Annotated in this window: 15 protein-coding genes and 1 pseudogene; 2 read left to right on the top strand and 14 right to left on the bottom strand. The window is 67.5% G+C overall.

Features of this window, described 5'->3' with window-relative positions:
• Position 1: 1 nt before the first annotated feature.
• Both AC1DBQ_RS09165 and AC1DBQ_RS09160 read right to left on the bottom strand, forming a co-directional pair.
• The gene (locus AC1DBQ_RS09165) at positions 2-1417 is read right to left on the bottom strand and encodes a stealth family protein (protein WP_476928206.1); all 1416 of its coding nucleotides are present in this window, start codon (positions 1415-1417) and stop codon (positions 2-4) included.
• A 302-nt stretch (positions 1418-1719) separates the two neighbouring features.
• Complete coding sequence (locus AC1DBQ_RS09160; RefSeq protein ID WP_476928205.1) at positions 1720-2613, bottom strand: hypothetical protein; 894 nt, start codon at positions 2611-2613, stop codon at positions 1720-1722.
• A 179-nt stretch (positions 2614-2792) separates the two neighbouring features.
• Here AC1DBQ_RS09160 and AC1DBQ_RS09155 point away from each other — a divergent pair, with 179 nt between their 5' ends.
• A complete protein-coding gene (locus tag AC1DBQ_RS09155; RefSeq protein ID WP_476928215.1) occupies positions 2793-3092 on the top strand; it encodes a type II toxin-antitoxin system VapB family antitoxin in 300 nt (99 codons plus the stop codon).
• Complete coding sequence (locus AC1DBQ_RS09150) at positions 3085-3762, top strand: LytR C-terminal domain-containing protein (RefSeq protein WP_476928204.1); 678 nt, start codon at positions 3085-3087, stop codon at positions 3760-3762. The genes AC1DBQ_RS09155 and AC1DBQ_RS09150 overlap by 8 nt, the downstream gene beginning before the upstream one ends.
• 10 nt (positions 3763-3772) lie before the next feature.
• On the opposite strand, the gene AC1DBQ_RS09145 is transcribed toward AC1DBQ_RS09150, so the two are convergent.
• The 12 genes and pseudogenes from AC1DBQ_RS09145 to AC1DBQ_RS09090 all read right to left on the bottom strand — a co-directional run.
• Positions 3773-4411 carry a TetR/AcrR family transcriptional regulator gene (locus AC1DBQ_RS09145; protein WP_476928203.1) on the bottom strand — a complete coding sequence of 213 codons (639 nt, stop codon included), beginning with the start codon at positions 4409-4411 and terminating at the stop codon, positions 3773-3775.
• 167 nt (positions 4412-4578) lie between these two features.
• Positions 4579-5103: pseudogene (locus AC1DBQ_RS09140) on the bottom strand (DUF427 domain-containing protein); the annotation flags it as partial.
• A 156-nt stretch (positions 5104-5259) separates the two neighbouring features.
• Entirely contained in the window at positions 5260-6582 is a 1323-nt protein-coding gene (locus AC1DBQ_RS09135; RefSeq protein WP_476928202.1) for a nicotinate phosphoribosyltransferase, read from the bottom strand.
• Positions 6583-6711: 129 nt separating this feature from the next.
• A complete protein-coding gene (locus AC1DBQ_RS09130; protein ID WP_476928201.1) occupies positions 6712-7440 on the bottom strand; it encodes a DsbA family oxidoreductase in 729 nt (242 codons plus the stop codon).
• A gap of 99 nt (positions 7441-7539) precedes the next feature.
• Positions 7540-8076: an N-acetyltransferase family protein gene (locus tag AC1DBQ_RS09125; RefSeq protein ID WP_476928200.1), complete on the bottom strand. Its 537-nt coding sequence runs from the start codon at positions 8074-8076 to the stop codon at positions 7540-7542.
• A 74-nt stretch (positions 8077-8150) separates the two neighbouring features.
• On the bottom strand, positions 8151-9254 hold the full coding sequence (locus AC1DBQ_RS09120; protein ID WP_476928199.1) for a baeRF11 domain-containing protein: 1104 nt from the start codon (positions 9252-9254) through the stop codon (positions 8151-8153).
• Positions 9255-9391: 137 nt separating this feature from the next.
• Positions 9392-10357, bottom strand: a complete 966-nt coding sequence (locus AC1DBQ_RS09115) for a TolB family protein (protein WP_476928198.1) — start codon at positions 10355-10357, stop codon at positions 9392-9394.
• A gap of 217 nt (positions 10358-10574) precedes the next feature.
• The gene (locus AC1DBQ_RS09110) at positions 10575-11570 is read right to left on the bottom strand and encodes a sugar phosphate isomerase/epimerase family protein (protein WP_476928197.1); all 996 of its coding nucleotides are present in this window, start codon (positions 11568-11570) and stop codon (positions 10575-10577) included.
• Position 11571: 1 nt separating this feature from the next.
• The gene (locus AC1DBQ_RS09105; RefSeq protein WP_476928196.1) at positions 11572-12765 is read right to left on the bottom strand and encodes a Gfo/Idh/MocA family protein; all 1194 of its coding nucleotides are present in this window, start codon (positions 12763-12765) and stop codon (positions 11572-11574) included.
• A gap of 9 nt (positions 12766-12774) precedes the next feature.
• Positions 12775-13893 carry a Gfo/Idh/MocA family protein gene (locus tag AC1DBQ_RS09100; RefSeq protein WP_476928195.1) on the bottom strand — a complete coding sequence of 373 codons (1119 nt, stop codon included), beginning with the start codon at positions 13891-13893 and terminating at the stop codon, positions 12775-12777.
• On the bottom strand, positions 13890-14645 hold the full coding sequence (locus AC1DBQ_RS09095) for a sugar phosphate isomerase/epimerase family protein (protein WP_476928194.1): 756 nt from the start codon (positions 14643-14645) through the stop codon (positions 13890-13892). Before AC1DBQ_RS09095 ends, AC1DBQ_RS09100 begins: the two co-directional genes overlap by 4 nt.
• Before the next feature lie 87 nt (positions 14646-14732).
• Positions 14733-15571 (bottom strand): carbohydrate ABC transporter permease (locus AC1DBQ_RS09090; protein ID WP_476928193.1); only part of this gene is annotated, 839 nt, incomplete at its 5' end.

Genomic DNA, 15571 nt, shown 5'->3' with positions numbered 1-15571 from the left:
GCTACTTTTCCCAGGGCGCCTTGATGGGGTAGTACTTCTCCAGGAAATCCGTGACCAGTTCGGCGCGCTCTTCCGCCGGGACCTCCGGGAAGCTGCCGTCGTTGAGGCAGAAGAAGTCCATGTTCCGCTTGGCCAGGAGCTTGGGCAGGTAGTTCAGTCCGGCCCGGGCCGTGGTGTCCACATACTTCACCTTGGCGGCCGTCTGGGTCACGGCGCGGCCTGTGAGCAGCGCGTAGTAGTGGTAGAACGAGTTGGTCACGGAGATGTTGTCCGCGGCCCGGAACGTGCTCGCGGCGGTCTTGGCGAACTCGGCCGGGAACTCCTGTTCCATCTGCTCCACCACGCTGCGCCGCAAAGGGGCCGCCGTGTGCTCCAGGTGCCGGGTGGTGATGCGCCCGAAGCGGTCCCAGAGCAGCTTGCGGTTCACCCGGGCGGCGTTCTCAAAGCMGCTGCGTTCGGCGTCGTTGTCGCCCAGCCCGATCCGCGTCTCGGCCTCAATGAACTTCGTAATCCCGCCCGGGGTGAAGAACATGTCCGGTCCCACGGCCCGGCCAAAGAACATGTCGTCATTGGAATACAGGAAGTGCTCGGACAGCCCCTCGATGTGGTGCAGCTGGCACTCCACGGCCTGCGAATTGTGCGTCGGGAGGACCGAGGGGTCGGCGAAAAACTCTTCGCTGCGGACAATCGTGACGCTCGGGTGGTCCGCCAGCCATGCCGGGGCGGGGGAGTCGGTGGCGATGAAGATCCTGCGGATCCACGGCGCAAACATGTAGACCGAGCGCAGGGCGTACTTGAGCTCGTCGATCTGGCGGAAGCGGGCCTCGTGGTCATCGCCCTCGCCCACGACGACGCCGGCCATCCGGGCCCGGCGGGCCGCGATGTACTCGGGGGAACTTCCGTCCACCCAGGAGAACACGAGGTCGATGTCGAAGCTGATGTCGCTGGCGTGGTCCGCGAACATGTTCTMGATAGTGGGCCATGTGTGGCCGTAGCGTTCCACCGTGCCGCGCACTGCGTCCTGGGCGAGCAGCGTGCRGCGCGTCAGGGAGTTCTCGATCGGGAGGATCAGCTGGTCGCCTTCGAAGCTCCAGAGCTCCAGCTGGACGCCGGCGGAAGCGCCGAACTCGAAGCCGCCCTCCGGTTCCACCCGGGGGCGGTACAGACGGAAGATCCGGGCCTGGCGGTTCGGCGAGAGCTCGCCGTCGGCCACCAGCACGGAAGACTTCTTCTTTGCGTCCACGCTCATGGAGTAGAAGGGCTCGTCGCGGCACGCTTCGACGAGGGCGTCGCGCAGCACCTTGCGGTCTTTCCAGTCGACCGCGATCACCGGGCGGTGGTTGTTGCCGCGGACCAGCAGATAGCCGAGGCCTGCGCCGGCCAGAACTGACCGCAGGAACATGAGGTCTTCGACCATCGCCTGGTACGGGGTGCGGTTCTCGTTGATCAGCGCATAGCGGCCGCGGTGGCGGACGACGTCGGAGCGGGTCCGGAATCTGGCGACTGCGGCCGCCGACGTGACCTCGGCGTGGGCGTCCTCGGATGCCTGGCTGCCATAGTAAATCTCGTCTTGGATGGCTGCGTCGGTGATGTCGGATCTCCCGTTTCTTTGAGTGCGTTGATATCTACTTGCATGATAACGCTGCCCTCAAAATTGCCGCGGAATCCCGCACGCACCGGGCGCGTGTGTAACCGCACAGAAAGCGGCGGCAGCGGACCTCAGCCGGTGACGACGGCCAGCCAGTGGCGCAGGAAGGCGGCACCGGCGTCGTCGTGGATCACGTCTTCGCCGAGCCCGAGGTCGGCAGCGGTGAGGACCTCGTAGGGTTTGACCGGGATGCCGTCCGCCGGCCGGACGTCCACATGCTTCACGGCGTGGTCGTTGTGGTGCAGCCAGTCGGCCATGGCGTAGTCCGTGCGGGAGTCGCCCACAGTGCGCCAKGCCTGCGGCGTGATGCCCTGCGCGGCCAGGAACTCCACCGCCCGGCTCGCGCCCAGATCCTTGCCCAGCCGCACCGACTCGATATCGGTGGAGATGATGGTCGGGTCGACACKGAAATCAATCTGGTCATCYGAATCCGGGACGTGGTGGTCCAGCCGCACCACGCCAAGCCCGTGCCGGACCATGAGGTTCATGGCATCAGCGTCGAAGAGTTCCTGCTCGGCCCGGTAGTCCGGGTTGGCGACGGCGATATGCTGCTCCACGGAGACCATGGCGCGTTTGGTTTCGTCGTAGAACATGTGGKTGGAGTAGTCCTCGGCGACCAGGCGGCGGACGTCGTCGCCAAAGGCCTGCGGGATGGCGAGCTCGCGGTCGACGTGGACCGTGCCGGGGCCTTCGGAGGTGTAGCTGAACCAGACGGCGCCCTTTTCGCAAATGGCGTGGATGACGGTGCCGGCGGGCATGCCGGCGGCGATCATCGGTTCCATGACCTGCTCGCGGATGAACGTGTCCGATCKGCCGGTGTTGAAGATGACCGGCACGCCGGCGGCGGCAAGGGCCAGCAGGTCCGCAATGATTCCGGGCTGCACATCGCGGGTGACCGGGCTCGCGACCGGACCGTCGACGTCGAGCAGCAGCGCCAGCACAGGGGAAGTCTCGGGTGAAGTCATACAGCTATTCTGTCAGCCGTCGGGAACCTTTGCGTGAAGTGTGGAGAAGATCGACGGCCGTGCGCCGGATGTGACATGCGGCGGCGCGGCCCGTGACAAATGGTTACCGTTTGGCCACAACCTCACGCCGGTCCGGGACTTTCATTCCTTTGCGCGTACAAGTTCCTTAGGCTGGCATGGTGATATTCAAAGCTGTGGGCGAGGGACGCCMGTACCCCGACCATGGTTACAACACGCCCAAGGACTGGGCGGCCCTGCCGCCGCGTCCGGTCCGGCTTGATGAGCTCGTGACCACCAAGCGCACGCTGGACCTCGAAGCTCTGCTGGCCGAGGACTCCACTTTCTTCGGTGACCTCTTTCCGCACGTCGTGGAGTATCGTGGCGTGCTTTATCTTGAAGACGGCCTGCACCGGGCAGTCCGCACCGCCTTGCACCAGCGCACCGCCATCCACGCGCGGGTCCTCGTGATAAATGGCTAGGAAGCGGGCTGACTCGACGGTCCTGCACGGGCACCGCGTCGTGAGTGGCTCCGAGCTGCGGGCCACGTTCGTGGAGGAGGACGGTGCCGAGGACAGCCCCGTCCGGCTGCGCCGCAGGATCCTGCACGGCGTCGTGCTGGTGATGCTGGTCGGCGTGATCGTGGCGGCGATCGTGGTGKCGCTCGCCATCATGAACGGCCAGATCAAGATTGCCACGGCGGAACGGAGCAAGGCGCCAGTGTCGGTGTGCCCGGCGGCCACCTTCGACTACACGCCGCCGGAGAAGATCAACCTCAACATCTACAACTCCACGAGCCGGCCCGKACTGGCGCGGAGCGTCGCCGACCAGTTTGCCGCCCGGAAGTTCATCGTGGGCTCCGTGGGGAACACGACGTCGAGCTACCGCGGCGTGGCGCTGATCGTCTCCGGGGCCGCCGGCCAGTCGGCCGCCTTCAGCGTCCAGCGCAACCTGCCGGGCTCGGACTATTTCCAGGACAACCGCACGGATCCCAGCGTGGATGTCATCCTGACCGGCGACTTCAAGGAACTGGCCAAGCCGGAACTCGTGGACCAGACACCGGGCCAGCTCAGCTGCCCCCGCGAGAACCGGCGCATCGTGGATGAGACCACCTGGCCGATTGCGCCGGCTGCGACCCCGACGGCCGGGTAGGCGCCGCCGCTTAGCTGCCGAGGCGGACCGGCCGGCCGGCGTCGTCGAACCTGGCCCCCGCGCCGAGCTGGATGAACCGCACCGTCCGGGCGAGCCGGGCCTCGGCCTCGGCGTCCTGGCCGGCGCCGTCGCCCCGGGCCGCGCTCGAGGAGAGCGTGCCGTGGATGAGCTGGGCCAGCTGGGCGATGTCCGACTCGGGCAGGTAGCCCTGAACCATGCCGTCGCGCAGGATGCCTTGCAGGAGCACGCTGAGATCGCCCACGTGGTCGGCGAGTTTGGCGAACGACGACGGCGAGAGTACCGCCGCCATGGCCGGTCCCGGCGGCAGGTGGCGCCGGCTCAGGTCCTCCACCTGAGCCCGGACATAGACAGCCAGCCGCTCCACCGGGTTCTCCAGCGAATCCAGCGACTCGCGCAGATCGACCAGGAACCGCTCGGTCTCGTCCAGGGCGTACGCGATGAGGAGTTCTTCGATGTCCGCGTAGTAGTTGTACACGGCGGTCCGGCCGATCCGGGCGTGGCGCGCGACATCGGTCATGGTCAGGCCGGGCAGCCCGTGCGTGAACAGGAGTTCCCCGAACGCGGTCAGGATGCGGCGCTGGGTCTCGGCACGTTGGGCGGCGTTGCTCGCGGCCGAAATCCTAGGCATACGGACACTTTAGCGCGATCTGTCACCAAATCGGGCGGGTGGGAGGCTGCGACACGGCCGGCCACGCTCAGTTCCGCGGAAGTCATCCCGGCCGGTGCACCATTTACCCAGCAGCCAGACGCGAAGTCAGGGGCGAGTCTTGCCGACGGGCGAGATCGATGTGCTCCCCACCCGGCCGTGCCCGGGCCACCCTTGAACGGGCCAACGATCTGTCTGGTGATCCAACCGCCGTAGAAGCCACCCTCCTGGAAGGTCACCTGCTCGCCGTTGACCTCGCAGGAGTCCATGTGCTCCGGGTAGAGGGCCACTCGGGTACTGAGCGCCTCGAACCCCCGGGTGGGTTCCGGGTAGGTCCACCCGGCACGGGGAACGCCGACTCCGCCGGCGACGACGTCGAAGTAGTGCGCTTCTCCCTTGAACTCGCAGAAGCTGGTGCCCTCGACCGGGACGAGAACGCCGGCAGGGAATGAGTCCAACGGCAAGTAGTAGACGKGGGGATGACTCGTCTCCAGGACGCGCACGGCATCGGTGGTGTCGGCAATCACCTGCCCGCCAAGCCGCACGATGACCCGTTCCGATCGAGGCTCGACCCTTGGCGGCCGCGGATAGTCCCACACCGATTCTTGACCGGCGTTGGGTTTGATGGGCTGGGGACGCCGGAAGAAGCCGGAGAATCCGCGAGCAGATGTCATGTCCCCATGGTCCCATCTAATGTGGCGGGAGTACGCGGTGGAGGACGAATAGCCGGACGGCTAGCTCTTCGCCCGCACCGAGCCGGTGGCCTCCGTTGAGCACGAAAACGCCAACCGGTCCGCGAACGATCAGCGCCGGGCGGTACGTCGAACGCTTCACTCGTAGATGGTCGGGATGGCCGGTTCGCCGGGCTGCAGCCGGTCCACGACCCGGGGCAGCTCCGCCATGGAGGCCGTGTGCCGTTCCCGCGCCCGCCCCACCGCGCCTGGCCCGGTCCAGCCGGGCAGGAGTTCGCCGTCCTTCATGAATTGCTGCAGGAGGGGTCGCCCGTTCTTGCCGTCCGCCGGCGGATGGCCCACGCCGAGGACCTCATGGGTGGCTGTGCCGCGGTCATCCAGGCGGCGCACCGCGAACTTGCGGCCGCCCACGTTGATCTTGTCCTTCGAGGTCTTCGCGACGGCAACCAGCCCGCCGGAGTCGCCGGCCCGGCTCACCAGCTTGTAGACCATGCCGGCCGTGGGCGCCCCGGAACCGGTCACCAGCGATGTGCCGATCCCGTAGGAGTCGGCCGGCGCTGCCCGGAGCGCGGCGACGGAGAACTCGTCCAGGTCGGAGGTCACCACGATCCTGGTGTGCACATTGCCGAGGCTGTCCAGAAGTTCGCGGACCCAGCGTGCCTGGGCCACGAGGTCTCCCGAGTCCAGCCGGATGGCCCCGAGCTTGTCTCCGGCGAGGTCGACGGCGGTGCGGACGGCCGCTTCGACGTCGTACGTGTCCACGAGCAGTGTGGTTCCTGCCCCCAGCGAGGCAAGCTGCGCCGCGAAGGCGTCGCGCTCGGAGTCGTGGAGCAGCGTGAAGGAGTGGGCCGCGGTGCCGACGGTCCGGAGGCCGTAGCGCCGGCCGGCGGCCAGGTTGGACGTTCCGGAAAAGCCCGCGATCACGGCCGCGCGGGCCGCCGCGGCGGCCGCTTCCTCGTGCGTGCGGCGGGACCCCATCTCAATGCAGGGCCTGCCGCCCGCGGCACTGGTCATCCGGGACGCGGCCGAGGCKATGGCGCTGTCGTGGTTCAGCACCGACAGGACGTAGGTCTCCACGACGCAGGCCTCAGCGAAGGTCGATTCCACGATCAGCACGGGGGAGTGCGGGAAGTASGCCTCRCCYTCCGGGTASCCCCAGATGTCGCCGGAGAACCGGAAGGCGGACAGGTGCTCCAGCGTGTCCTCATTAACCACCCCGGTGCCGGCCAGGAAATCGAGGTCGTCCTGGTTGAAGCGGAAGTCCGCGATGCCTTCAAGGAGCCGGCCGGTGCCGGCCACGATCCCGTACCGGCGCCCGGCCGGGAGCCCGCGGGCAAAGGCCTGGAAGACGGACCGGCGGTGTGCCGTCCCGGAGTGGAGCGCCGCCTGGAACATGGTCAGCTCGTAGTGATCGGTAAACAGGGAGGTCCRGGATCCGTCCGGTCCGGCCGAAGTGTCCATGATTCACTCTAGGCCGGGCATCGCAGTGACGGCCTCGAATTCGCCGGAATCCTGCGGGGTCGCCGGAAACTTCCCGCGAACTCGGACGTTTCCGGCGAATTCGACGGCGTCGGACTCAGGCGGTGCGGCTCAGACGCTGCAGCCGCCGGGGCCGCAGGCGCCGGAGTCCGCAGAAGCATCGTCCGCGGCGTCAGCGCCGGCGGCGCCCACCATGACCAGCGGGTGGCTGTCCTGCCAGGCCTGCTCGAGGGCGGCGGTGAACGTATCCGCGGGCTGGGCGCCGGAGAGCCCGAACTTCCGGTCGATCACGAAGAACGGGACGCCGCTGATGCCCAGGGCCCGGGCCTCCGCGATGTCGTTCCGGACGTCGTCGGCGTAGGCGTCCGTKCTGAACAGCTCCGCGAGGTCTCCGGCTCCGAGTCCGAGGTCCAGTCCCAGGGCGGTCATGTACTCCTGGCTTCCGATGTCCTTGCCGTGCTCGAAGTGGTCGCTGAGCAGGCGTTCCTTTGCGGCGTCCTGCTTGCCGTGGGCGGCGGCGAGGTGGAGCAGCCGGTGGGCCGTGAAGCTGTTGGCCACCACGACGGCGTCGAACCGGTAGTTCAATCCCTCGCCCTTGGCCTGGGACGCCACGTGCTCGAACATCTGCGAGACCTGCGCCGGGGCCATGCCCTTGCGCGTGCTCAGGTAGTCCAGTTCGGTGCCGTCGTAGTGCTCCGGGAGCGTGGGGTCCAGCTGGTAGCTGCGCCACTGCACCTCCACGGCATCACGGTGCGGGAAGGCTGCGAGGGCGGTTTCGAAACGGCGTTTGCCGATGTAGCACCAGGGGCAGGCGACGTCGGACCAGATCTCAATCTTCATGCCGGCGACAACCGCGACGGCGGCAGGTCCATTCCCCGACGGCGTGTCGGCTTCGTCACGGGCAGGCCGGCGTKAGCTCGGCGCAGGTAGTCCCCGCGCTCACGGCGTGACCCGGCGCTCCATGACGAAGTCKTGCTCCAGAGTGTCGCCCAGCTGGAAGGACTTGGTGCCGACCTTGCGGAAGCCGGACTTCTCGTAGAACCGGATGGCCCGGGCGTTCTGGCTGTTCACGCCGAGCCACAGTCCGCGGGCACCCGCCGCCACGGCCGCGGCGATGCTGGCGTGCATCAATTCGGCGGCGGCACCGAGTCCGTGGTGGTCCGGGTGGACGTAGCACTTGCTGAGTTCGATGCACGGCAGCTCGGCCAGGACCGCGGCCACCTCCGGGTCCCGGGCGGGGCGGGCCACCAGCAGGCTGTAGCCGCGGAGCTCGCCGTCGGTGTCAATCACCAGGACCGTGACCGCCGGATMTGCCAGATAKGCCCGGAAATTGGCCTCGCTCAGGGTGTTGGCCAGGTGGGCCGCGATGTCCTCCGGCCGGGATTCCGGCGGGCACGCGAGCGGGAAGGTGACGGCAGCAAGCGCCGCCAGCCTCCCGGCGTCGTCCGCGGTTGCTGTCCGGATCTGGTGCGTCATAGCTAAAACCCTAGTCCGCGGCGCGGCCAGGGCATCAATGACGACTGGCTTGGTTTGGCGGGCAGAGCTACATATCAGATGGTGTAGCGAAGGATTCCGACCGCCTCCACATTTTCCGGCAGATCGGAGCGGCGCACGGCCAGGACCCGGGCGCCCGCGCCGAGGGCCCGGCGAGCGATTTCCTCAACCACGTCCTGCCCGGTGTCCCCGTMGAGGGTGAGCGCGCCGTCGTCTCCGACAGCACCGTTGACTTGTGCATCCATGTCCACGGCGAGCGTCGCAATGGCGCCGAAGGCGGCGGCCCGAGCCAGGTCGCTGAGGTCGCTCGTGCCACGGCCGTTGGAACGACGCTCCTCGAACGTCGTTTGCAGAGCAACAAGATCGGCCGCGTAGATCCGGTCGAGCACCCCACGCGCCGCTTCCGCCAGTTGGGCCGGTGTCAGTTCATCGGGGTTTCCCTCGATGACTTCGGACGCAAGGTGTGCGTAGCCTGTGAGGTTGCGGTAGACGCTGGTGAGTGGTTCCGTCGCAGCGATCACCAGCGGGAGGGAATTCCCGTTTAAGAGTGGACGAAGCGCGTGGTCGACGGAACGGGCATATTGGGTCAGCCGTACCTTTCGTCCCTCGTCGCCCTGCAGCCGGCCAGATGCGGAGCGGCCGCCTATCGATTCGAGCCCGACGGCACTTGCTGCATCCCGGGGCATACCCGGTACCGTGACCTCCTCTGCCGGCCGGTCCGCCGTGACCTCAATGAGCCGCGCCCCGTTCTGTGAGATTGCGAGCACGAGCGCCGCGTYCGGGAAGGTGAGGGCGCGAAGCAGCGGGGTGATGGCGAAGCGGTCGGACACGCTCACGTGGTCCTCGAGATCGTTAGGCAAACGGAACTCAAGAATTGATGTCGGGGTCACGAAGATGGCCACGCTCCGCCCCATGTCAAACCAGAACTCGGGGGATCCCAGCAGCTCGTCGAGGAAGGTTTCTATCGCGGCCACTGCGTCGTTGGTTCCCCCTTGGCGGAGCTGTTMGACGGCGGAACTGAACAAGGACCGGGCTCTGGACTGATTGTCCTCCGAATGGGCCGGGACGCTGCTCGTCGAAAGATACACGGTGACGCTGTGTGGATCGCGCGCGGCGGCCAGCCGTTCCACGTCGTACCGGGTCGGCATATCGATGTGCATGGGGGTGCTCCTTTTTGCTATCTCTCTGCTGGGTCGCACGAGGAGGGGGATTTTCCTGCACTTACTCGATGCGCAAAGCCGCACCGAGGGTCAGCAATACCGGATCAGCTCAGCATCGGACCGCGCGGAGTCCCGTGTCAACAGCCGGCGGAACTTGCAGTACGKAGGAGTTCGGCGCYGGGACGTCCGTCAATCGGGTAGGCGACGTACGCGAACCGCGCCGAATCCGGAGACCAGCTGTTCACGTTGAGGGTCCCTTGGCCGCCGAAGAGAGGCCATGTGTGCAGCGGTGTGGTCCAGTCGCCGGTTGAGACAAGCACGACGTCGACCGGCAGGTCCGCGGGGTGGCCCACCGTGGCGGTGGGGAACCGGATGTAGCTGKCCATGCGCCCGTCGGGGGAGAGGTGCGGGAACCAGTCCACAGTGTCGCTCGTCAACACTTGCTCCGGGGCGCCGCCGTCGGAGGTGGGGAGCCTGGCAAGCTGAGCGTGCCCGGGCTGGCTGGTGAAGTTTTCGGTGTTGAAGTAGAGCCATTCGCCGTCCGGGGAGTACTCAGGTCCGTCACAGTGACCACCCACGTTCAGCGGGGCGGTGGTGYCGCCGTCGGCGGGGAGGGTCAGGAGCCTGCCGGGCTGCGTGAAATCGCCGGCCTCGATGCCCACATAGGCCAGCTCTTGTCCGTCCGGGCTCACGCCGTGGAGGAAATGGAAGTACCCGTCGTCGTCAGTAATCMGAGTAGCCGCACCGCCGCCAAGCGCCGCCCGGTAGATGTGGCCGTCGTTCGCMGAGAGGTAGATTCCGGTGCCGTCCGGGGCAAGGACGTGGTCGTTGTTCAGGTCCGGGATTCCRGTGAGGGGCACCTGGCTGATCGTCCGGGTCCCGACATCGAAGCGCCACAGCTTCCCGGCGCCGTTCAGGATGAGAGCCGCGCCGTCAAGAGTCCAGTTCGGCGCCTCAAGGAGCACGTCCCCGGTGGTGAACACCAGTTCGTGTTCACCRGTGAGGGACGCGATCCACACCTCGCAGCGCTGGCCGGGCAGCAATTGCCGCGGCGCGATGGTGCTTTCCGCAGCAGTTGTGGGCGTGTCCGGGGCATCCGGCATGGCGAGGCTCCTGGTGACGGGATCGGTGGACAGTGGGCACTGGACAGTGGGCACTGGACAGCGGACGCTGGACGGTGACGGCTCCCGGAGGATTCCGCTACGAAATCGGACCAGGACCACAGGAACGGGCGGGCGCACCGCGGATCCGGGGTGTGCCGGACCGGTTTCGCCGCGGGCGTCCGGAAACGTAKCGGATCCGGACACCCGCGGCATGCCCTTACTGTTTGAAGGCGGCGTCGAAGGAGGTGTTCGAGGCCGGGAAGTCGAACTTCTTGAGGGCGGCGAGGGCTTCGGGGGCGCCGTGGAGCCGGTCCATGCCGGCGTCCTCCCACTCGACGGAGATGGGGCCGTCGTAGCCGATCGAGGTGAGGGCGCGGAAGGACGATTCCCAGGGCACGTCCCCGCGGCMGGCGGAGACGAAGTCCCAGCCGCKGCGCGGGTCGCCCCAGGGCAGGTGCGAGCCCATGACGGTGTTCCGGCCGGTGGGGCGCAGCTTGGTGTCCTTGCAGTCGACGTGGTAGATCCGGTCCTTGAAGTCCCAGATGAAGGAGACGGGGTCGATGCCCTGCCACATGAAGTGGGACGGGTCCCAGTTCAGGCCGAAGGCTTCGCGGTGGCCGATCGCCTCGAGGGTCCGGACGGTGGTCCAGTAGTCGTAGGCGATCTCGGAGGGGTGGACCTCGTGGGCGAACCGGACCCCGCATTCGTCGAAGACGTCCAGGATGGGGTTCCAGCGGTCGGCGAAGTCCTGGTAGCCCGCCTCGATGACCTTCTCCGGCACGGGCGGGAACATCGCGACGTACTGCCAGATGGAGGAGCCGGTGAATCCGACGACGGTGTCCACGCCGAGGGCTTGGGCGAGCCGGGCGGTGTGCTTCATTTCCTCCGCGGCGCGCTGGCGCACGCCCTCAGGATCGCCGTCGCCCCACACGCGCGCTCCGACGATGGCCTCGTGMCGGAAGTCGATCGGGTCATCGCAGACGGCCTGGCCCTTGAGGTGGTTGGAGATGGCCCAGACCTTGAGGTTGTACTTCTGAAGCACGGCGAGCTTGGATTCGACGTAGCCGGGCTCGTCCCAGCGCCAGGCGTCCAGGTGGTCGCCGGAGACGGCGATTTCCAGGCCGTCGTAGCCCCAGCCGGAGGCCAGGCGCGCGACTTCCTCGAAGGGGAGATCGGCCCACTGGCCGGTGAACAGGGTGTACGGGCGGGGCATGTCAGGCTCTTTCGGTAGCGGGCTGGGTGGTCGGTGTGGACGGGGTGAGCTGGATKAGCGAACTCTTGGCCGCGGCGCTTTCTTCCACGGCGGCGAGGATCCGCTGGACGTTCAGTCCGTCCTCGAACGACGGCGAGGGCTGGGTTCCGTTGCCCACTGCCGCGAGGAAGTCGCGGATTTCGTGCGTGAAGGTGTGTTCCCAGCCGAGCACGTGGCCCTGCGGCCACCACGCGTCCACGTACGGGTGCTCGGGTTCGTTGACCAGGATACGGCGGAAGCCCTGTTCCCGGACGGGCAGGGTGGCATCGAGGAAGCCGAGCTCGTTGAGGTCCTCGAGATCGAACAGGAGGGCTCCCTTGTCGCCGTAGATTTCCAGCTTGAGCGAGTTCTTCTGGCCGGTGGCCACCCGGGAGACCTCCACGGAGGCGATGGCCCCGGAGGCGAGGGTCAGCGTGGCCCAGGCGGCGTCGTCGACTGTCACGTCCTCCAGCCCGGTGGCGCCGGGGCGCTGCGGGGTGAAGGTGTGCAGCCGGCCGGAGACCTCGGTGACCTGGCCGCCGAGGAGGAACAGCACCTGGTCGATCGCGTGGCTGGCGATGTCGCCCAGCGCCCCGGACCCTGCGGTGTCCTTGTTCAGCCGCCAGGTCATGGGTGACTCCGGGTCCACGAGCCAGTCCTGCAGGTAGGCGGCGCGGACGTGCCGGACGGTGCCGAGCCGGCCCTCCGCGATCAGCTCCCGCGCCAAGGCCAKGGCCGGAACCCGGCGGTAGTTGAATCCGATCATGGACTGCACCCCCCGGGTCCGGGCAGCCCGGGCGGCCTCCGCCATGGCCTCGGCCTCGGCCAGGGTGTTGGCCAGCGGCTTTTCGACCAGGACGTGCTTGCCGGCGGCCAGGGCGGCGATGGCGATTTCCGCGTGCATCCAGCCCGGCGCGCAGATATCGACAATGTGGATGTCGTCACGGGCGATCACCTTGCGCCAGTCGGTGGAGGACTCGGCCCAGCCGTATTTCGCGGCGGCCTCGGCCACCCCGGCGGGGTCGCGTCCGACCAGGACGCGACGTTCGAAGGCCGGGACGTCGAAGTAGCTGGCAACATTCCGCCAGGCATTCGAGTGGGCCTTGCCCATGAACGCGTACCCGATCATGGCCACTCCCAAGGGGGAAGATCCGGGGGTAGTTTCGTGGGAGTTCATTACTGGTTCCTAGAGTGTGGAAGCGGTGGGGTCCCAGTCCTCGGGGAGGGCTGCGGAGGCGGGGGCGGAGCTTTCCACGTCGACGAAGGCACCGGAATCGATCGACTCGGAGATCGAGACCATGGTGTCCAGGACGTGGTAGGCAAGGTTGCCGGTGGCACGGTGCGGGACGCCGGCGCGGATGGAGCGTGCCATGTCCAGCACGCCCATGCCGCGGCCCTGGCTGGGGCCGGTCGCCGGGATAACGGTCCACTCCTCGTCGCCGGCGCGCCAGAGCCTGACGTCCCCGTCGAAGTAGTTCGGATCCGGCAGCGAGATGGTGGCCTCGGTCCCGGTGATCTCCACAAAGCCCATCCGCAGCCGCGGTGACTCGAACGAAAAGACGCTGTGGGAGGACGCGCCGGACTCGAACTGGGCCATCGCGGAGACGTGGGTGGGGACCTCGACCATGAATTCCTCGCCGGCCTTGGGCCCGGAGCCGATCATCCGGACTTCCTTGGCCTTGGACCCGGTGGCGGCCACGCGGCGCACGGACCCRAACGTCTGCACCAGGGCCGTGAGGTAGTACGGGCCCATGTCGAACAGGGGTCCGGCGCCGTATTGGAACAAGAAGGCCGGGTTGGGGTGCCAGGATTCCGGGCCGGGGGTCTGGAACGTGGTCATGGCGGTCAGCGGGGTGCCGATGTCGCCGCGTTCGATCAGCCGCCGCGCGGTCTGCAGCCCGRCGCCCAGGAACGTGTCCGGGRCGCAGCCCAGCCGCAGCMCCGCGGMGTCGGCGGCCTTCAGCAGGCCCAGGCCCGATTCGCGGTCCAGCGAGAACGGCTTTTCCGTCCAGACGTGTTTGCCGGCGTTGACGGCGGCCGTCGCCACCTCCACGTGCGCCGCCGGGATGGTCAGGTTCACGATGATCTCGACGTCGGGGTGGTTCAGGGCGGCGTCCACCCCGCCCCACTCCGGGATGCCGTATTCCTTGGCACGCGCCTCGGCGGCCTCTTCGAAGAGGTCGGCGATCACGTGGACCTTGAGGTCGGGGAAGACGGTCAGGTTGTCCAGGTACTGCTTGCTGATGTTTCCGGCGCCGATGACGGCGACGCCCACCGGGCCGCGTCCGGTTGCTGCGGTGCTCATGCGTTCACGCCCTTGGCGCTGGCGGAACCGCTCTGCAGGTAGCCCAGGCTCTGGGCGATGCCGTCGAAGATATCGCCGGCGTAGTMGTCAAACTCCACGACGCCGACCTCCAGGGACTGTGCCGCCTCGATGACATCCCACACCGGAATTTTGCCCTGCCCGGCGGGCTGCTGGGCCTTGGTGTCCGTGGAGACGGGGCCGTCCTTGATGTGGATGAATTTGACCCGGTCGCCGAGGCGCTGCAGCAGCTGCACCGGGTCCTGGCCGCCGACGGCGGCCCAGTAGGTGTCCAGTTCCAGGACGAGTTCCGGGTCCAGCAGCCCGGCGAAGTACTCCAGTGCCGTCTGGCCCTCGATGCTGGACTCCAGCTCCCAGGCATGGTTGTGGTAGCCGACGCGGATGCCGTACCCGGCACCCTTCTTGGCGGCGGCGTTGAGTTTCGCGGCGGTGGCCTGGATGTCCTCGGCGGACTGCCAGTGCTCGGCCGGGAGGTAGGGATCGATGACCGTGCTGATGCCCAGTTCCTTGGCCGCGGCGAAGATCTCGTCCTGGTCCTGGCTCAGCAGCGGGGCGTGGCCGGACGGGGCGGTCAGGCCGTTGGCCTTTAGGGCCGCGCCGAGCTCGGCGGCTGTGGCGACGAAGTTGTAGGGCTCCACCTGGGTGAAGCCGAGCTCGGCGACTTGTGTGATGGTGCCGGGCAGGTCTTCCTGCAGGGCGTTGCGGAGGGTGTACAGCTGGATTGAGTAGGACATTGCGTTCCTTTGCGGGGAGTCGGTTGTTCTCAAGTAGGGGAGCGGCCCTGCGGTTAGCCGGCCGACGTCGGGGGTGGGGCCAGGTGTCTAGCGGCCGGCGAGGGATCCGCCGATGCCGCCGACGCTGAAGTACTTGTTGAGGGCGGCGAAGACGATGATGGGCGGGAGCATCATGATCACGGCCAGGGCCATGACGGATGTCCAGTMAGTTTGATTCTGCTGGAAGAAGGACTGCACGCCCATGGGCAGGGTGAAGATTTCTGTGGAGCGCAGGAACACGATGGCCACCAGGTAGTCGTTCCAGGCCAGCAGGAAGGCGAAGATCGCGGTGGAGAGGACGCCCGGGAGGGAATTCCGCAGCACCACCTTGGTGAAGCTGCCGAAGACGGAGCAGCCGTCGATCCAGGATGCTTCTTCCAGGCTGATGGGGATGGAATCGAAGTAGGCGGCCATCATCCAGGTGGCCACGGTCATGGTCGAGCCGACGTAGATGATGGTCAGGCCCATCAGGTTGTCCACGAGGCCCATGCCGGCGAAGAGGATGAACAGCGGCACCACGGAGGTGATGATGGGCAGCGACTGCATGACGAACAGGAGCAGGGAGTAGCCGGAGACCGCCTTGCTGCGGCCGCGGGAGAGGACGTAGCCTGCCGGCGCGGCGACGGCCACCGAGACGATCACCGTGCTGAGCGTGGTGATCAGGCTGTTCTGGAGCCAGGTCGAGGCCAGCGTTTGCGAGAACACGGAGCCGAAGTTCTCCAGCGTGAAGCCGGTGGACGTGCTGGTGGGCCCGGGGGTGACGGCGAGCACCACGGTGACCATGATGGGCACGAGCACGACGGCGGTGATGGCCAGGATCAAGGCGAACCGCCACCAGCGGCCGCGCAGGCCGGCGTCGGACAGGGCACGGTTGGGCTTGCCGGTGC

The organism is Arthrobacter sp. 10T413_2, assembly GCF_056394205.1.
This window is presented reverse-complemented; position numbering and strand designations above follow the sequence as displayed.